At 55.3% G+C, this 16,310-nt stretch carries 19 protein-coding genes and 2 pseudogenes; 10 read left to right on the forward strand and 11 right to left on the reverse strand.

The window, feature by feature from the left end; all coding sequences use genetic code 11:
• From JFU37_RS03500 to JFU37_RS03515, 4 genes are all read right to left on the reverse strand, one after another.
• Entirely contained in the window at positions 1–978 is a 978-nt protein-coding gene (locus JFU37_RS03500; protein WP_201112944.1) for an ABC transporter permease, read from the reverse strand.
• Positions 975–2,528, reverse strand: coding sequence for a sugar ABC transporter ATP-binding protein (locus JFU37_RS03505; protein WP_201112945.1), 1,554 nt, complete (start codon positions 2,526–2,528; stop codon positions 975–977). The genes JFU37_RS03500 and JFU37_RS03505 overlap by 4 nt, the downstream gene beginning before the upstream one ends.
• 56 nt (positions 2,529–2,584) lie before the next feature.
• Complete coding sequence (locus JFU37_RS03510) at positions 2,585–3,541, reverse strand: sugar ABC transporter substrate-binding protein (protein ID WP_201112946.1); 957 nt, start codon at positions 3,539–3,541, stop codon at positions 2,585–2,587.
• Positions 3,542–3,731: 190 nt separating this feature from the next.
• Positions 3,732–4,178: a hypothetical protein gene (locus tag JFU37_RS03515; protein ID WP_201112948.1), complete on the reverse strand. Its 447-nt coding sequence runs from the start codon at positions 4,176–4,178 to the stop codon at positions 3,732–3,734.
• Positions 4,179–4,530: 352 nt separating this feature from the next.
• On the opposite strand from JFU37_RS03515, the gene JFU37_RS03520 reads away from it, so the two are divergent.
• From JFU37_RS03520 to JFU37_RS03530, 3 genes are all read left to right on the forward strand, one after another.
• Entirely contained in the window at positions 4,531–5,619 is a 1,089-nt protein-coding gene (locus JFU37_RS03520; protein WP_201112949.1) for an asparaginase, read from the forward strand.
• A gap of 164 nt (positions 5,620–5,783) precedes the next feature.
• Positions 5,784–6,074: a DUF1654 domain-containing protein gene (locus tag JFU37_RS03525; RefSeq protein WP_201112951.1), complete on the forward strand. Its 291-nt coding sequence runs from the start codon at positions 5,784–5,786 to the stop codon at positions 6,072–6,074.
• Between the two features lie 4 nt (positions 6,075–6,078).
• The gene (locus JFU37_RS03530) at positions 6,079–6,768 is read left to right on the forward strand and encodes an endonuclease (RefSeq protein ID WP_201112955.1); all 690 of its coding nucleotides are present in this window, start codon (positions 6,079–6,081) and stop codon (positions 6,766–6,768) included.
• 125 nt (positions 6,769–6,893) lie between these two features.
• Here the strand turns inward: JFU37_RS03530 and JFU37_RS03535 are convergent, their stop codons facing one another.
• Positions 6,894–7,262 (reverse strand): SPOR domain-containing protein, encoded by a 369-nt coding sequence (locus JFU37_RS03535; protein WP_201112957.1) that lies wholly within the window; start codon positions 7,260–7,262, stop codon positions 6,894–6,896.
• A 250-nt stretch (positions 7,263–7,512) separates the two neighbouring features.
• Between JFU37_RS03535 and csrA the strand changes: the two genes are divergently transcribed.
• A complete protein-coding gene (gene csrA / locus JFU37_RS03540; RefSeq protein WP_007938114.1) occupies positions 7,513–7,707 on the forward strand; it encodes a carbon storage regulator CsrA in 195 nt (64 codons plus the stop codon).
• Positions 7,708–7,930: 223 nt separating this feature from the next.
• On the opposite strand, the gene JFU37_RS03545 is transcribed toward csrA, so the two are convergent.
• Positions 7,931–8,386: a DUF2214 family protein gene (locus tag JFU37_RS03545; protein WP_201112959.1), complete on the reverse strand. Its 456-nt coding sequence runs from the start codon at positions 8,384–8,386 to the stop codon at positions 7,931–7,933.
• Between the two features lie 183 nt (positions 8,387–8,569).
• Between JFU37_RS03545 and JFU37_RS03550 the strand changes: the two genes are divergently transcribed.
• Positions 8,570–9,322, forward strand: a complete 753-nt coding sequence (locus tag JFU37_RS03550) for a carbonic anhydrase (protein ID WP_201112961.1) — start codon at positions 8,570–8,572, stop codon at positions 9,320–9,322.
• A gap of 83 nt (positions 9,323–9,405) precedes the next feature.
• Here the strand turns inward: JFU37_RS03550 and JFU37_RS03555 are convergent, their stop codons facing one another.
• The 3 genes from JFU37_RS03555 to JFU37_RS03565 all read right to left on the reverse strand — a co-directional run bounded on the left by JFU37_RS03555 (position 9,406) and on the right by JFU37_RS03565 (position 11,553).
• Positions 9,406–9,600 carry a hypothetical protein gene (locus JFU37_RS03555; protein ID WP_201112963.1) on the reverse strand — a complete coding sequence of 65 codons (195 nt, stop codon included), beginning with the start codon at positions 9,598–9,600 and terminating at the stop codon, positions 9,406–9,408.
• Positions 9,601–10,855: 1,255 nt separating this feature from the next.
• Positions 10,856–11,095, reverse strand: coding sequence for a hypothetical protein (locus JFU37_RS03560; protein WP_201112964.1), 240 nt, complete (start codon positions 11,093–11,095; stop codon positions 10,856–10,858).
• A gap of 32 nt (positions 11,096–11,127) precedes the next feature.
• Complete coding sequence (locus tag JFU37_RS03565) at positions 11,128–11,553, reverse strand: cell wall hydrolase (RefSeq protein WP_201112966.1); 426 nt, start codon at positions 11,551–11,553, stop codon at positions 11,128–11,130.
• Between the two features lie 263 nt (positions 11,554–11,816).
• Here JFU37_RS03565 and JFU37_RS03570 point away from each other — a divergent pair, with 263 nt between their 5' ends.
• Positions 11,817–12,179 carry a hypothetical protein gene (locus tag JFU37_RS03570; RefSeq protein ID WP_201112968.1) on the forward strand — a complete coding sequence of 121 codons (363 nt, stop codon included), beginning with the start codon at positions 11,817–11,819 and terminating at the stop codon, positions 12,177–12,179.
• A 46-nt stretch (positions 12,180–12,225) separates the two neighbouring features.
• Here JFU37_RS03570 and JFU37_RS30575 read toward each other — a convergent pair.
• A pseudogene (locus JFU37_RS30575) lies at positions 12,226–12,324 on the reverse strand (glycoside hydrolase family 19 protein); the annotation flags it as partial.
• Between the two features lie 224 nt (positions 12,325–12,548).
• Here JFU37_RS30575 and JFU37_RS30580 point away from each other — a divergent pair.
• Positions 12,549–12,746 (forward strand): tyrosine-type recombinase/integrase, encoded by a 198-nt coding sequence (locus tag JFU37_RS30580; protein WP_342214910.1) that lies wholly within the window; start codon positions 12,549–12,551, stop codon positions 12,744–12,746.
• 52 nt (positions 12,747–12,798) lie between these two features.
• Here the strand turns inward: JFU37_RS30580 and JFU37_RS03580 are convergent.
• Positions 12,799–14,052: pseudogene (locus JFU37_RS03580) on the reverse strand (IS3 family transposase).
• 243 nt (positions 14,053–14,295) lie between these two features.
• Between JFU37_RS03580 and JFU37_RS03585 the strand changes: the two are divergent.
• The 3 genes from JFU37_RS03585 to JFU37_RS03595 all read left to right on the forward strand — a co-directional run bounded on the left by JFU37_RS03585 (position 14,296) and on the right by JFU37_RS03595 (position 16,309).
• A complete protein-coding gene (locus tag JFU37_RS03585; RefSeq protein WP_201112970.1) occupies positions 14,296–15,252 on the forward strand; it encodes a tyrosine-type recombinase/integrase in 957 nt (318 codons plus the stop codon).
• 370 nt (positions 15,253–15,622) lie between these two features.
• Positions 15,623–15,892 (forward strand): hypothetical protein, encoded by a 270-nt coding sequence (locus JFU37_RS03590; protein ID WP_201116523.1) that lies wholly within the window; start codon positions 15,623–15,625, stop codon positions 15,890–15,892.
• Between the two features lie 9 nt (positions 15,893–15,901).
• Positions 15,902–16,309 carry a hypothetical protein gene (locus JFU37_RS03595; protein WP_201112972.1) on the forward strand — a complete coding sequence of 136 codons (408 nt, stop codon included), beginning with the start codon at positions 15,902–15,904 and terminating at the stop codon, positions 16,307–16,309.
• Position 16,310 lies beyond the last annotated feature (1 nt).

Consider the following 16,310-nt stretch of genomic DNA (forward strand, 5'->3'; position numbering starts at 1 on the left):
TCAGGTCCGCCGGCTTGCGCGCTGACTGCGATAAGTATCAAGCACCACCGCCACCACGATCACCGCACCGGTGATGATGCGTTTGGTCGGTTCGGTCGCGCCGATCTGCGCCAGACCGGCTGCCAATACGGAAATGATCAAGACGCCGAAGAAGGTGCTGATGACCGAACCACGCCCCCCCATCAGACTCGTGCCACCAATCACCACAGCGGCGATCACTTGCAGCTCCAGACCAGAACCGGCATTCGGATCCGCCGCTTCCAGGCGAGAAATTTGAAACAGCGCAGCAATACCGGCCAGCAAGCCCATCAGACTGAACACCAGGATCTTGTAGGGCTTTGGATTGATCCCCGCCAGGCGCACCGCCTCTTCGTTGGTGCCAATCCCGATCAGGTAGCGACCGAACACCGTCCGGGTCAATACGGCCTGGGCAATGAAGATGATCAGCAAGGCAATAATGAACGAGGGTGAAATGCCGAACGCTATCGGGTTGGACAGCCATGCGAAGGCATCACCGATATAGGCCGTGCGTGAACCGGTCATCTGATACGCCACGCCGCGAGCCATTTCCAGCACGCCGAGGGACACGATGAATGAGGGGATCCGCCACGCCACCGTGATCGAACCGGTAAGGGTGCCGGCCAATGCCGCGATGGCCATGCCTAGCAGCGCTGCGGGCAATACGCTCCAACCCCAGCCAAGAATCGCCACGCTGACCGTCGACGCCGCGAGCGCCAATACCGAACCCACCGACAGGTCGATACCGCCAATGATCAACACGAACGTCATACCGACCGCCAGGACCATCAAATCCGGAATCTGGTTGGCCAGGGTGCTGAAGGTGTCGTAAGACAGGAAATGGCTGCTCAGGACCGAGAACAGCGCGACCATCGCCAGCAAGGCACCGGCCAGGCCCAGATAGGTGCCGAGGCCGTAAAAATTGCCACTTCGTTTGCCAGCAAGCGTTGCGGTTTTCATGGGAGATCCCTAGGCGCTGCTTCGTTGAGCAACGCATCACGTTTTTGGTAGCCGGCGAAAGCGGCAGCAAGCAAATCATCCTGTGTCCAGCTGTCGCGCTCGAAGGTGTCGATCAAGCGCCCTGCCGACAGCACGCCGATCCGGTCGCAGATCAACATCAGTTCACGCAAGTCGCTGGACACCACCACCAGCGCTTTGCCCTGACGGGTTAGCTCACCGAGCAGTGCATAGATGTCGAACTTGGCGCCAACGTCGATGCCGCGGGTCGGCTCGTCGAACAGCAGCACCGAGCAATCGCGCTCCAGCCAGCGACCGATCACGACTTTCTGCTGGTTGCCACCGGACAGTTCCGACACACGTTGCGTCGGACTGGAACTGCGGATGTGCATGGCGTCGATCTGACGCTGAGCCAGGGCCATCTCGTCAGCGTTGTTGACGAAGCCACCACTGGATATCACCGGCATGTTGCCCAACGCAATGTTGGCGCTGATCGATTGGCTCAACAGCAAGCCTTCACCCTTGCGGTCTTCGGTGATCAGGGCGATGCCATGACTGACCGCGTCGGCTGGCGAGCGAATACTCACCACTTGGGCCGGCGAACCCAGCGCAACCGTGCCGCTGTCTGCTACATCGGCGCCGAAAATCAGGCGCAGCAACTCGGTGCGCCCTGCTCCGATCAAACCGGAAATCCCGAAAATCTCGCCGGCGCACACTTCGAAAGATACATCGCGGACCTTGTCGGAGCGGGTCAGTCCTTTGACAGTCAACGCCGGAGCGCCGATCTTGCGCGGGCCCATGTCGATGTGTTCGCCGAGCTCGCGACCGACCATCAATGTAACCAGTTGCTCACTGTTGTAATTGGCCATCGGCTCGACGCAGACCAGGCGGCCGTCGCGCAGCACTGCAATGCGTTGAGCGACCCGCGCGAGTTCTTCGAGACGATGGGAAATATAGATAATCGAGACGCCGCGAGCTTGCAGGCGAGTGATCTGCTCGAACAACATCTCGACTTCACGGGCCGTCAGCATCGCGGTGGGTTCGTCGAGGATCAGCACATGGCAATCGCCGATCAGGTTGCGGGCGATTTCAACCATTTGCTGGTGACCGATGCCCAGCTCGCCGACCAGGGTATCCGGGTCGATCGCGTCGAGCCCGACCTGAGCCATGGCCTCGATCGCGGCCTTGCGCAGTTGCTTGCGGCTGATCCAGCCACCCTTGCTCGGCAGATTGTCGAGAAACAGGTTTTCCGCCACCGACAGGGTCGGCAACAGGTTAAGTTCTTGCATGACCATGCGGATGCCCAGGTCTTCAGCCTGAGTCCGGCTGCCGGGGCGGTAATCCTGCCCCTGAAACTGCATGTGGCCGGTGGTCGGCGAGACCAGACCGCCAATGATTTTCGACAGCGTGCTTTTGCCGGCACCGTTCTCACCGGTCAGCGCGAGCACTTCACCGCGCATGAGCGTCAGGTCGATGCCGGTCAGGACCGGTTGGGCGTAGGTCTTACCGATACCGCTGACCGAGAGGACAGCGTTCGGGGCGGAAACTGACATAAAAAACTCTCCATGCGCTCGCCCGGACGGGCGAGCACCTTGTTTCGCCAGAAGGACTACTTGGTCACCAGCTCTACTGGAGTTTCGATTACGCCGTTGATGCCGCTGTCGACCTTCTCACCTTTGATGATTTTCAGCGCAGTTTCGATGCCGAACACGGCTTGCCTGGCTGCAAACTGGTCAGCGGTGGCCAGAACGCGGCCATCCTTGAGCATCGGCTTGATGGCGTTGATGTTGTCGTAACCGACCACTTGCACCTTGCCCGCCTTGCCCGCCGCACGCACGGCAGACACGACCCCGACGGCCATGCTGTCGTTGCCGGCCAACAGGGCCTTGATGTTCGGGTATTCGCTCAGCATCGAAGCGGCGACTTTATTACCCTTGTCGATTTCCCAGTCGCCAGACTGTACGGACACGACCTTGATCTGCGCAGCCTCCATCGCATCCTTGAAGCCAGCGGTGCGGGCCTGTGCGTTGGTGGTGGTGGAAACGCCTTCGATAATGCCGACTTCATCCCCGGCCTTCAGCTGCTTGGCCAAGTAGTCGCCCACCAGACGCGCGCCTTTGCGGTTATCCGGGCCTACGAACGGGACACTGATGTTTTTGCTTTTGACGACACCAGGGTCTAGTTGGTTATCAATGTTGATCACGGTGATGCCGGCATCGACGGCTTTCTTGATCACCGGCACCATGGCCTTGGAATCAGCCGGGGCGATGACCAGCGCATTGACCTTGGACACGATCATCTGCTCGACGATACGGATCTGGTTGGCGGTGTCTGTTTCGTCCTTGATGCCGTTGGAAATCAGTTCGAATTGGTCGGAGTGGTCTTTCTGGTAAGCCTTGGCGCCATCTTCCATGGTCAGGAAGAATTCGTTGGCCAGCGATTTCATGACCAGCGCGACTTTAGGCTTTTCAGGCGTATCGGCGAAGGCCGAAGAGACAGGCAACGCGGCGGATGCGGCAGCCAGCATAGCGACAGCGAGAAGACGTCCAGCGAATGGCAGCTTCATGGGTTCACTCCGTTCTTATGATTATTGTGAGCAACGCTTGCACTGGCATCGGCTTCAACGGGTCGTCGATGGATTTAGCCACCGGCAGAGCCTCGCAAACGTTTGCGTCGACCGAACTATGCGAACCCGGCCGATATTTGTCAACGACCGGAAAATTCCGTTTTGCACTTCAATGAGCAAAAAGAAGGCATTACGCGGTGGTACTGATAAGGCCGCCAGAATGGGAAGCCTTGGCTAATTCCTTGACCAGACTGCCTGTTACTTGTGCCAGCGCGGCGCTGGTATCGGCGATTTTCGCCTGGATTGACATCACAGCGGTGGTCTTGGCTTCCGGTGTCGGATAAGAGGTGGCCTGCGCCGCTGCGAGTTGCTGTTGTTGCTCGCGAAGTTGCTGTTGAAGCTCTTTCATACGCTTGAGCAGCATCTGCACCGCGATACTTTGATTACTACTTTTCTCGGATGCCGCGGCGTCTTGAGCGCCGCCACCCGCCTTGACCCGGTTATCGCCACTCCCTTCCTTGCCCGGCAAAGGCGTCCCTGTCTCCGATGTCCCGTCATTCAGGGTGCCGACAGTCGCTGCCGATTTACCACCGATCATGATTGCAGCCGCATTAGGAAAACCGACGGTGAACGACATGTGAACTCCCTTAAAAAAATATCCTTTAGGGAAGCATCGACCTGTGCGCGGATTTCTTTAGCACGGATTTACGATCTTGCAAGACGACTAGTTCAACAGGAGTTGTAGTCCTTTTCGGAGAGCCGAACACAAAAGCCATAGATATTCGGAAACCCGGACAACAACCTGTTTAAAGCGCCTCCGACGTAACGCAAATAGTTTATATAAATCATTAGGTTAGATTATTTTTTCAATACAAGACATGACTGGTACAGATCCTGCACTTTCTCACTCACCCCAAGCGTTCAGATCGTCCTGGGGCGTATCTAGATGAACCTGCATCAGCACCGTCTGACTACTAGAGAGAAAAATAATGACATCTGCTTTCAAGACCTTCGTTCCGGGCGCTTTAGCCCTGCTGCTCCTTCTGCCTACCGCCCTTCAAGCAAAAGAAGTCGAAACTAAACAAAAACTGGCGAACGTGGTGATCCTGGCCACCGGTGGCACCATCGCCGGCGCGGGCGCCAGCGCCGCCAACAGTGCGACCTACCAAGCGGCGAAAGTCGGCATCGACCAATTGATCGCCGGCGTTCCGGAACTGAGTCAATTGGCTAACGTTCGCGGCGAACAGGTTATGCAGATTGCGTCCGAAAGCATCACCAACGACAACCTGCTGCAGCTGGGTCGTCGTGTGGCTGAACTGGCCGACAGCGAAGACGTCGACGGTATCGTCATTACTCACGGCACCGACACTCTGGAAGAAACCGCCTACTTCCTGAACCTGGTGGAAAAAACCGACAAGCCGATCATCGTCGTGGGCTCGATGCGCCCAGGCACCGCAATGTCGGCTGACGGCATGCTGAACCTGTACAACGCCGTGGCCGTGGCCAGCAGCAAAGATGCACGCGGCAAAGGCGTGCTGGTGACCATGAACGATGAAATCCAGTCGGGTCGTGATGTCAGCAAAATGATCAACATCAAGACCGAAGCATTTAAAAGTGCCTGGGGCCCGCTCGGCATGGTGGTCGAAGGCAAATCCTACTGGTTCCGCCTGCCAGCCAAGCGTCACACCATGGATTCGGAATTCGACATCAAGAACATCAAGAGCTTGCCAGACGTCGAAATCGCCTACTCCTACGGCAATGTCAGCGACACCGCCTATAAAGCCCTGGCGCAGTCGGGCGCCAAAGCCATCATCCACGCCGGCACCGGCAATGGCTCGGTCTCTTCGCGGGTCGTTCCAGCCCTGCAAGCCCTGCGCAAAGATGGCGTGCAAATCATTCGTTCTTCCCACGTCAACGCCGGTGGTTTCGTCCTGCGTAACGCCGAACAGCCTGACGATAAATACGACTGGGTCGTCGCGCATGACCTGAACCCACAGAAGGCTCGCATCCTGGCGATGGTCGCTCTGACCAAGACCAACGACAGTAAAGAGCTGCAACGGATGTTCTGGGAATACTGATTCGCCCTCGCCCCGGTCGACTCCGGCCGGGCTCCGCTGTGACCACTCGCCAGCCTTGGTGAGTGGTTCGTGCCTTTCACCTGACAAACAAACTCCCTTCTTCCTACATCAAACGGAAAAAACCGCTGTCAGAGGATTTTCTTGGATTTTAAGCAGTTGCGAAAATGCCTACAGTTAAATACTGTATGCACGTACAGTTTAATAAGGAAAATCCCGTGGCCTCCACCTCTGTCTCTGCTGGCTCCTATGAGCGCATGGGCATGCGCGTTCAGAAAATCATCAATTCCCCCACCGCTCAGAAAGCCAAAGCCGCACTGATCTTCCGTCTGCCTGACGAGCCTGTGGATGAGTGGGAACAGTTGCTCGAAGAAATCGATGAGAACGACAACGTCACCCTCGCCTATCGCGACGATGGCGGTGTGCAGATTTTCTGGGTTGTGCCGAAGGAAGATTGAGTCAATGAGTGCCCGCAGTTTTGCTTTGCTCTTTCTGTTTTTCGCCATGGGCGCACAGGCCGATGCCCCACGCACCTTCAACGAAGCCAAGAAAGTCGCCTGGAAGCTGTATGCGCCGCAATCCACCGAGTTTTACTGCGGGTGCAAATACACCGGCAACAAGGTGAACCTGTCGGCCTGTGGCTATGTGCCGCGCAAAAATGCCAAGCGTGCATCCCGCATTGAGTGGGAACACATTGTCCCGGCCTGGCAGATCGGCCATCAGCGTCAATGCTGGCAAGCAGGCGGGCGCAAGAACTGCACGCGCTACGACCCGGTTTATCAAAAGGCCGAGGCCGATCTGCATAACCTGGTGCCGAGCATCGGTGAGGTGAATGGCGATCGCAATAACTTCAGTTTCGGTTGGCTGCCGGTGCAGTCGGGTCAATATGGCTCATGCCTGACCCAGGTCGACTTCAAGGCGAAGAAGGTCATGCCCCGCCCCTCCATTCGCGGCATGATCGCCCGGACTTACTTCTACATGAGCAAGCAGTACGGCTTGAGCTTGTCGAAACAGGACCGCCAACTGTACGAAGCGTGGAACAAGACCTATCCGGTACAAGCCTGGGAGCGTCAGCGTAACCAGAGCGTGGCGTGCGTCATGGGACGCGGCAACGATTTTGTCGGCCCGGTGGACATGAAAGCCTGCGGCTGAGCGCTCGCTGAGAACACAAAGGCCTCGGGCGTGATACCCGAGGCCTTTGTTCGTTTCGAATCGCCGATTGTGTGGTGGCGCCAGCGCCCAGCAGATTGAATAACTTCCGAACAATGCCGCGACGGTTACTGGGCAGCGGGATGCTCAAGGACCAGCAATTGAATGTTCTGTTTCTTCGCCCGAACGAGCGCCGCGTCGACCTCTGCCTGTTTGGCCTCGGCCTCGGCTTTCGAATTGAATGGCCCGATCAGGATACGAGCCTTGCCATTTTCCATCACAACGTTGGAAACAAAGCTGTGTTCGATCAACCAGCCGCTCAGGTCGCTGACAGCCTGTGTGGTTTCGCCTCGCACTTCCAGGTCCCATTGCGGCCCGGTTATTGCTGCCGCCGATATGGAAACGACCGCCGGTTTCGGCTTTTGAGCGTCTACACTTTTGCCCTCACCGCATCCCGCCAACGCCAGTACCGCGATTACCAAGACCATTTTGCGCACAACGCGTCCCTCTGAATGCTTAAAGCAGCGATTTTAACATTCATGAATACTTCCCGAGTGCCGCAAAATGGGCTCAAAACAACGAGAATGATGGTTGCGGCCTCTGTATAGTTACGCCTTGGGAATTAATGCAGCATCTGCGCGTCAGAAAGAGGCACCCAAACCGTGAGACTTCGCACTAATCTATACATACCACCGACCTCTGCACTGTTCGAATCAGGTGCCCTACAAAGCAATCAAGGAGAAGACCATGCTGATACTCACCCGCAAAGTCGGTGAAAGCATAAACATAGGTGACGATATTACGATCACCATTCTGGGCGTTAGCGGCCAACAAGTCAGGATTGGCATCAACGCTCCGAAAGACGTTGCGGTGCACCGCGAAGAAATTTATCAGCGTATTCAGGCCGGCCTGACCGCTCCGGACAAGCCACAAACGCCCTGAATCCTGATGCAGTCAGTAGCCAGCCCGTTCACTTTAGAACCACGGCTGGCTAAAGATTCAAGCCCCGTTTCGCCCTGCATTTCTGTATTTCTCTCTGCTTAGAGAGGTCACGACCTTCTCTGTGATGCCGTCGGTTTCCCGAAGCCGATACTACCGACAAGCCTCAGGTGATAACGGTCAGACGTTTGCGGTTAACGCCGAGGAAAAGACCGATCCGTTTCGGCTAACCAAACGCCACTCCCCGCGCCATGCCCGTGGCCGCCACCACCATTAGCAACACCAGCAACGCTTCGGCATGACTGATCCGCGCGAACTGCTTCGCACGGCTGGTATCTATAGCCGCGCCCCGCCCCAGTGCAATCCGCCATTTGATCAGCGTCACCATCGGTGCAACTTCAAGCAGCAGGATGCAGACGAACAGCGCCATCTTCAGATGGAACAGTGGCTGATGAAGATAGTAATCAGCGCCCTTTTCGTACCCACCAAAAGCGCGCATCCCACCTGTGATCAGCAGAATGACTGCAGAGATCCCCCACAGGTTATCCGCGATCAATACGCTGCGAGCCTCCCCCGTTCCGGCTGCCAGGCGCCGAAACGCCGTACCGCGAGTGACCACGGCCCAAAAACCCAGGGCAAATGCCAACAGGTGAACCGCCGCAAGAAACCAGTGAACCAGCATCGAGATACTCCTGTCAGGACGAAGTTGAGTCAGCCTGTCAGTAGTAGTCCATGAAATGAAGGCTTGCATCGCGAAGGGACAACGTTACGCACCGTCTAGACTCCACACCAGTGCTGAAGGCTCCTCAAAGCACTAGCCCCCAACTGCAGTCACTCCACGCAACCAACCTGAGTACACAAGATCATGTGTGAATCATGTGATTCAAACCCTCTTCAACACGCGAGTGGTCGTCGTAGATTCCTCCGGCTTGCCGGACTGGGCGCCGGCGCGCTGCTACTGACCAGTGCGCTGCCCGACAACATTATCCAGGCGGCAGAAGAAACGGCCGCGCCCCCGAAACCCCAAAACTCAATCAGCCCTGAAATGGCCCTTAAAAGGCTTATGGAGGGGAATGAACGGTATGTTACCGGCGCCTCCAAGACACACGACTTCAAGGCTGAGCGAGAAGCCCTGGTCTCCGGGCAGAACCCGTTCGTGGCGGTACTGAGCTGTTCGGACTCTCGCATCGCCCCCGAGTACGCTTTTGACACGGCTCGTGGCGATCTTTTCGCCATACGCGTCGCTGGCAACTTCGTCACCGATGAGGGGCTGGCCAGCCTCGAATACGGTGTCGCAGTGCTCGGGGCCCCCCTGATCCTCGTACTCGGTCATGAGAGTTGCGGCGCCATCAGCGCAGGAATAAAGGCTGTCAAAGATCACACCGTTTTCCCTGGCCACATCCCAAAACTGACTGACGCACTGAAGCCAGCGATCGAAAAAGTGCTTCATGAGCCAGGGAGCCTCATGGACAACGCGACCGCGCAAAATGTCAAAGACTCGGTCAAGCGCCTTAAAAATGCCTCACCGCTGCTGACGGATGCGCTCGGCAAAGGCACATTGAACATAGTGGGCGGCGTGTATCGCCTGGCTACCGGCAAAGTAGAACTGATTGCCTGACTCAGGAGATCGCTTCATCAGGAAGTGCGGCATCGCTGCCGAGCCACTAATGCAAAGAGCCCAGCGCGATGGCTGGGCTCTGGTTATTTTCTGTTTGCCATCATCTTGTCGGCGAGGGTTTTGGCCCGCTCAATCAACAGGTTCTGCCTGTCTTCATGAGTTGAGCCTCCCACAACGGGCGCCGTCAGGTTGCTTTCCGCAATCAACGCAGCGCAGAAGTACTGATCCCAAACAGCTATGTCCTCAGTTGACGGCTTGTTCATTTGATTGGCGATCATATGCGGCTCCTTTTTGATGAGGTAGCGCTGCCAGTTTACGCCCGAATTGCAGTAATCGTTTGCTTGAGCGAACGACCGGATATGAATCACTCACTGCCCCGCCGAAAAGGATCGCTCCATCACTGAAGCCTGGGAAATAGCCGCATAAAAAGTCAGTCGCTCAGACACTCGTGACGCAAGTCGGCCAGGCGGTCAATTGCGTCCAACCATCGCTTATACTGGAGCACCCACTCGGGGCCACACGCCGTACCGCGACGCAGCATATCGCTCACGACACTGTACGCTTCCCGATACTCTGCCTGCGCCTCTTGGGACTGTCTTAACAACTCTTCAATATTTTTAATGAAGCGGTCTCCTGACTCGGCAGCCTCCACCGCCCGACGCAAACTGCGCAAGACAATAGGAATAGGAATTCGCCCAACTGAAGCCTTGCATCCAATGCGCCGGTAAAGAGCCTCAGCCAGGCGAACGAAGCGATGATACCGGCGCAAATTTTTCCGATGTGTAAGTGGTTTCCTTAGACCCATTAGGAAATCTACCTACTCCAAGGTATAGGATTGAAATGCCACGTTTCGCGAGCCGATGCAGATGCCCATCTGAAACGGTCGCAAAGAATGATTCGTCAATGAAAACTGTTGGTTGGCCATCGCCAGACGCAGTGCCGGTTTTTTCCATTCCAGCGACATGCTTTTCACGAAGTGCTCACATTATGGAGCGCAGATTAAACAGACAAAAGGATTTGACCCCATACAGAGAGCCCGCCGAGCGCGGGCTTTTTGTTGTCAGCCATTCCCGCTGCCAAGCTCCCCACTCCCTCGAATGGAATCGAGCAGGTGAGCGCTCCACCTTTCACGAGATCCGTGCTTTGGGGGCATGGCTGTATGACCAGCAGAAATTCCCACAGGAATACATTCAGACTGATGGGGCATGCGGACGAGAGAATGACGAAGCACTAGTAAGGCGTTGCCCTATAGACAGCGGATTCCCGGGGGCTTATTTTCGCTCACCGGCAGGGACGCATCACAACCACTCACGCCCAGGGCAACCGAATGGTGCGTTATCTAGCCTTCATCGTCATAGCTATAATCATTGCGACTCTTGGTCTGGCGCTGTATGGCTGGTATCGCCACCTTCGAGACGACGATGACATTTTTTAGCGTGCACTCTATTTGTTTGCAGCCATAACTTTCGTCTGACAACCCTATCGACTTAACTTCGCGCACACGCCTAGCCATCCCCAGCGTCCTGAGGAATTTCATCCGAGAAAGGTAGGCTTTCGGCATTCACATTGCCCGGTGTGAACGAAGCCTATATTTGGTGAACGTTCTGCAGGAATCCGTTTGTCCTGATCGGCGCGGACTTGGGCGGCGGCCGCGTTACTGATGGCGGTTAGGTCTGCCTGATGCGTGCCGACCTGTTCGGCCAGCTGCTTACCGTAGCGCCAGTCCTGCACCTTCCATACTCCGCCGGCGGTGATCAGCAACAGTGCCAGCACGCCGGCCAGTGCCGCCTACAATGCGCCGGGAGTCATGGCACATCCTTGAAGAAAACGTGCTGGCCTGGCTTCAGCGTCTGCTTGGCACCTTTTACCCAGTCCGGAGCCTTCGGCATGGTGGTCGCGTAGTAATGCGTGGCGCCGCTGGCGGGGTCTGGTGCTTTGCCGGTCATCACCAGGTCAGCGGCGATCTGCGCTTGAGCAAACTCGCGAAACGGAATGAGCTTGACGCCACTTAGGTAGGTGAAGTTCGGATCGGTCTTGTTCCAGCAACTGAACTGGTACGGCTTCTGGCGCACGCCGGCATAGCCCTCCCCCCACCACGATTTGGCATTGCCGTCATTCACCCGGTTGCGGATGGTCCAGGCCACGGCAATCTGGCCCGCCAGACTTTCACCGCGGGCCTCACCCCATAGCGTGCGAGCGAGGATGTCGCGGTCTTTATCGGTTTCAGTCATTGCTTTTCTCCGTGCACAAAAAAGCCGGCTTGTTTGCCGGCGCTCGGGAGGATCTGCAGCAACTGCTGCGCGGTGATGGGCATGCTTTTCTCCAGGCATGAAAACGCCGGCACCGGCGCTAGGGATGCACGGGCCGAACGCAAGAAAAGGAAATAATTGTCTGAGGCCGATTATTTTGGTCACAAGCGCTCTGGTAGAGTGCTCGCAGCTCGGCGTAGGGGTACGCCAGGCCGTATCAATAAACGAAACTTACGGAGCGAAACATGGACGTGCGCAAGCATCTTCTTATGCTGGCCATTGGCGTATCCGCCAGCCTGAATGCTTTCTCGGCAGAAAAAACGATCGAAGTGCCGGCGGATGACGAATCAAACTACTCAATTGTCTCTGTCGAAATTTCAGGCCCCGAGAGAATAGCCGTCATCAAAAAAGCGTCGCGCTATTCCGTGGCTTACACCCGATCTGATTATGACTGCGTCCGAATGACCAGCCACATCCTTGCTTCGGGCTCTACCCTTGAAAGCCTTTCAATCTCAAATCCAGACAAATATGTAGTTCCCATGAGTAGAGGGAGAGCCATGCAATATATAGGCCCTGCCGTATGCCAGTATGAGGCAACGCCAAGCTAGTCAGCACCAGGGACTCCAAGCGCTATGGCGACGCCGAAGCGCTTGGCCAGCGGGCCGGTGTCGTACTCAGCGAGGACGCAAAAACGCCGGCTTTGCGGCAGGCGTTCGGGAGGATCTGCAGCAGCTGCTGCGAGGTGATCCGCATGCTTTTCTCCAGGCAAAAATAAACCCGCTAATGGCGGGTGCGGCGTGCAGCTGTCGCGTATTACATAAAGTCGGCGGCGCGAGCCTCGGGGTCAGCAGCGATTACAGGGACAGCGGGCACAACTGGCCACCCAGGAGCAGCCGGCCAGGTCGGCTGCTTCTTGACCTTGCCCAGGGCGAACTTGTAGGCCTTCCACGCGGGACGATTCGAAGGCCTACGAGGACGTGCCCGCCGGCGAGCGCCCCACTTTCCATGAGATCCGCGCACTCGGCGCCTGGCTGTACGAGCAGCAGGGTTTTACACAGGAATACATACAGGGCTTGATGGGCCATGCCGATGTGAAGATGACCGAGCACTACCAGGCAGGGCACGGCGATGATGCGGTGGTGTACATGAAGGTGAAAGCCGACCTGAAGGTGTAGCGCGGTGGTCGTTTGCCCAAAATATTCCCAAAGTTTGCCCAAACACCAGTGTCTAGTCCTGAAATAGGTTTACACCTGTTTCACCCCAACGCCCGATGCATCGCATCGGGCGTTTTGTATTTCAACGACAGGTGCGGACGCTCGCGGTTGTAGATCGATACCGACTCGCTCACCATTTTCTTCGCCTGCGTTAAATCCTGTGGTCGCTGGAGCAAAAGCTCCGTTTTCAATATCCCGTTGACCCGCTCTGCCAGGGCGTTTTGATAACAGTCGTAGCCGTCCGTCATCGAACACCTGATGCCGTGTTTTGCGTGCAGTTCCTGGTACATTCCCGAGCAATACTGGCTGCCTCTGTCCGAGTGATGAACCAGTGGCTGCTCCGTTCGACGGTGCTTCACCGCCCGGCGCAGCGCCTGCGCGACCGACTCGGTGTGCAGGCTTTCATGGACGTGATAGCCCACGATCTTTCGCGAAAAAGCATCCGTCACAAGGCTCAGATAGGCCACGCCTTCCTGAGTGGGCAGATAGGTGATGTCAGCCACCCAGACCTGTTCCGGGCCGCTGGGAACAACCTGTTCAGGCCCCGGTTTGAGCAGGTTCGGATGGCGTCGAAAGCGATGATGACTGTCGGTTGTCTTGTGATACGCCCGCTTACGGGCTACCAATAAACGCCGTTCGCGCAGAATCGAAAACAGGCGATCTCGCCCTACTTGCAGCTCAAGCAGTGGCTGACATTGCAGCAGGTAATGCAGCTTTCTAGTGCCCAACCGCGGCTGCCGCAGGCGCTTTTGCTGAACGAAATCGGCAACTTTCTGATCCAGAATCAGACGAGCAGCATCGGCGCGATTGCGTTTGTAGTAAGCCTGTCGGCTTATCCCCATGAACTGGCAAGCCCTGCTGATGCTCAGGTTTTGGATTCGTTTTTGCGCGAGGACTTGCCGGGACGCTTTTTTACGACAGAGAGACCGTAGTCATTTTTCAAGACGTCCACGACGGCCTCGAAAAACTGCGCTTTCTGATTGGACAGCGCCAACTGCTCTTCAAGCTCTTTGATGCGCTGCTCTGGCGTTAATGGTCGGTTTTTGTCGGGCATAGACCCCATCCTCGGCGAGCCAATGTAGGTGCCGGGGCTCCAATCTTGACGACCGTGCTTGCGTAACCATGTCAGAACGGTCGTTTTGCCTTGAATCCCGTAGCGCTCCTGAGCCTCTTTATAACTCAGCTCGCCTTTTTCGACCTGGTCGACGACCGACAATTTAAAGGTCAGCGTGTAGTCTCGCTGACTACGCCTTTTTGCGGATTCCATTACGTCCTCCTGAAAAACAGATCAGAAGGTGTAAACCTTATTCAGGACGGGACACAGACAACAAAAAAGGGCCCACCTTTCGGTGAGCCCTTCTAGACCGCCCAGCAGAGCGGATTTTGTTTGGTAGGCGCGATTGGACTCGAACCAACGACCCCCACCATGTCAAGAGCCACCATGCTAAGCGCTGAGCCACGTAGCTCAAGGCCCTAAGAGAACGCCCATTCACATTATGAGGCGTCAACAATGGCTAATATCCGTTCCCTACCGTCAGGAAACTGGAACGCTCAGGTACGCTTGAAAGGGAAACCTGCCCAGTCTAAAACCTTCCCCACTCAAGCACTGGCCCAAGCATGGGCTGACCAGCTTGAAGCCGTCACCAAGGAACACCAAACCCATACGATTTACACCTTGGGCATGACCTACTGTGAAACCTTGCTCAAGGGTAAGGGTAGCTATGACCATGCAATCAAGATCGTTGACCAGCTCTTTGCTGCGTTCCCTCAGTCAATCCATGACATCACCCCTCAGCTAGTCAATGACTTCAAGCTGAAGCGTCTACAGACGGTCAAGCCTGCTACCTGTCGCATACAGCTAGCGTTCATGTCCCGTTTCTTCAGGTTCGCTAAACGTGGCCTGCTAATCGACATACCCAATCCTGTAAGTGACATAGCCCTACCCAAGCCAGACAAGTCGAGCGACAAGGTAATCAGTGCAGGCGAGCTAAGACAGTTGCTGAACAAGCTCTCCCCCACCATGGAGCTTATCGTAGAGCTTGCCTATGAAACGGCTATGAGACGCTCAGAAATACTCAAGCTCACGACTCACTGTCTTCACCTGGATGAACGTATTGCGGATGTGATTGATGGGAAGAATGGCACTAGGTCTGTGCCCCTAACCATCAGAGCCATAGAGTTACTGAAAGAGGCTCAGCGTTTGGCATTAGCAGATCGGGCACACAAGGGAAGACTGTTTACTGTAACGCCTCATAGCGTCTCTCAGGCGGTCAGGTTAGCAAGGAACAAAGCCGGCTTGGACAATAGCGTTAGGCTTCACCAACTCAGACATACACGTATTACCAACGTGGCTAAGAAAGGGTTCAACAACGCACAGATTATGATTGTCTCAGGACACAGGGATACAAGGTCTGTAGCTAGATACTCTCACTTGAACGCTAAGGATGTACTTCATCTGATTGATTAAAGGCCCTGCAAGCTCACAGGAGCGACGACAAGCAGCCTATCCCGCCGACATAGCCACGTAGTCCTGTAGCCCCCTCACAGGGGCTTATAGCGATAGTGAGTAATGGAATGATGACTACTGAGAGTTACCCTTAGAAAATAATTTGCAAGGTGCTTGTCCCCTTTTCTCTCAATAATAAGTATATACATATAACGATGGTAACTATTTTCAACCCACGCTGTAGTCTTTTCTCTCAAAAATAAGTATATACATAGTAAGGTGTTGATTTTCTACCTAGTTAAACTTTACCTCCTGAGTCAATGAGGGGTAGGACTATGTTTAACCAAAAGAAAGAAGCACCACTTCCCCCAAGAACAACCGAGTATAAAACATGAGCATCACGCTAGAAGAAATTGTAGCTGTACAGCATCAAGCATTAAACACCCTACCCCGCAAGATCATCTATCTAATGATCCGTAACAGTGAAGATGATACAGGTTGGGCCACCATATCTAGAGGTGCATTTTCTGGAGCGACCACACTATCACGCCGTAGCGTTGACTACGTGATCAAACACTTGATGAGTGTCGGCCTAATTGAACGTCAAAAATCAGCAAACAACACCAACGCCGTATATCAATATCGCGTTATCGAAGCCTAAGGAATTAATATGAAATCCATTACAATGAGTGATGTACACGAACTTGCTAAACGCACAGGCAACTCCCCTCAAGCCGTCCTGACCGAGCTATTCGCAGAAGGCTACCAGATTGTAGAAGAAGCACCTCAACCTAGAGGCAACCCGCTCACCTCATCTAAAGACGCGCTGGCACTTTGGAAAGCATCCAAGCAAAAAGTAGCTGACGAGCTTTATAAGGGTGACCCTCTAGTTCGACAAATGATGGATGTAGAAAGTGCTTATAACGGGTTTGGAACTCAACCTCATAAGAGCGTTCTCGTACGCGATGAAGCTGGAAACATCACAGGCACTACCAAATCAATGCTCACTGGTGCAACGCAGTCAGAGCAAGCTGAACTGATGGCTGCAATTCGCGCCAAATATAATCAAGGAGAGTAAT

Origin of the sequence: Pseudomonas sp. TH41, assembly GCF_016650695.1 — a bacterium.
Taxonomy (GTDB): domain Bacteria; phylum Pseudomonadota; class Gammaproteobacteria; order Pseudomonadales; family Pseudomonadaceae; genus Aquipseudomonas.

Coding starts and splice junctions, on each gene's coding strand:
- JFU37_RS03590 (WP_201116523.1), top strand. CDS start 15,623: ATGAGCATCACGCTAGAAGAAATTGTAGCTGTACAGCATCAAGCATTA.
- JFU37_RS03570 (WP_201112968.1), top strand. CDS start 11,817: ATGGACGTGCGCAAGCATCTTCTTATGCTGGCCATTGGCGTATCCGCC.
- csrA (WP_007938114.1), top strand. CDS start 7,513: ATGCTGATACTCACCCGCAAAGTCGGTGAAAGCATAAACATAGGTGAC.
- JFU37_RS03515 (WP_201112948.1), bottom strand. CDS start 4,178: ATGTCGTTCACCGTCGGTTTTCCTAATGCGGCTGCAATCATGATCGGT.
- JFU37_RS03530 (WP_201112955.1), top strand. CDS start 6,079: ATGAGTGCCCGCAGTTTTGCTTTGCTCTTTCTGTTTTTCGCCATGGGC.
- JFU37_RS03500 (WP_201112944.1), bottom strand. CDS start 978: ATGAAAACCGCAACGCTTGCTGGCAAACGAAGTGGCAATTTTTACGGC.
- JFU37_RS03550 (WP_201112961.1), top strand. CDS start 8,570: ATGTGTGAATCATGTGATTCAAACCCTCTTCAACACGCGAGTGGTCGT.
- JFU37_RS03545 (WP_201112959.1), bottom strand. CDS start 8,386: ATGCTGGTTCACTGGTTTCTTGCGGCGGTTCACCTGTTGGCATTTGCC.
- JFU37_RS03595 (WP_201112972.1), top strand. CDS start 15,902: ATGAAATCCATTACAATGAGTGATGTACACGAACTTGCTAAACGCACA.
- JFU37_RS03510 (WP_201112946.1), bottom strand. CDS start 3,541: ATGAAGCTGCCATTCGCTGGACGTCTTCTCGCTGTCGCTATGCTGGCT.
- JFU37_RS03585 (WP_201112970.1), top strand. CDS start 14,296: ATGGCTAATATCCGTTCCCTACCGTCAGGAAACTGGAACGCTCAGGTA.
- JFU37_RS03505 (WP_201112945.1), bottom strand. CDS start 2,528: ATGTCAGTTTCCGCCCCGAACGCTGTCCTCTCGGTCAGCGGTATCGGT.
- JFU37_RS03555 (WP_201112963.1), bottom strand. CDS start 9,600: ATGATCGCCAATCAAATGAACAAGCCGTCAACTGAGGACATAGCTGTT.
- JFU37_RS03565 (WP_201112966.1), bottom strand. CDS start 11,553: ATGACTGAAACCGATAAAGACCGCGACATCCTCGCTCGCACGCTATGG.
- JFU37_RS03520 (WP_201112949.1), top strand. CDS start 4,531: ATGACATCTGCTTTCAAGACCTTCGTTCCGGGCGCTTTAGCCCTGCTG.
- JFU37_RS03525 (WP_201112951.1), top strand. CDS start 5,784: ATGCCTACAGTTAAATACTGTATGCACGTACAGTTTAATAAGGAAAAT.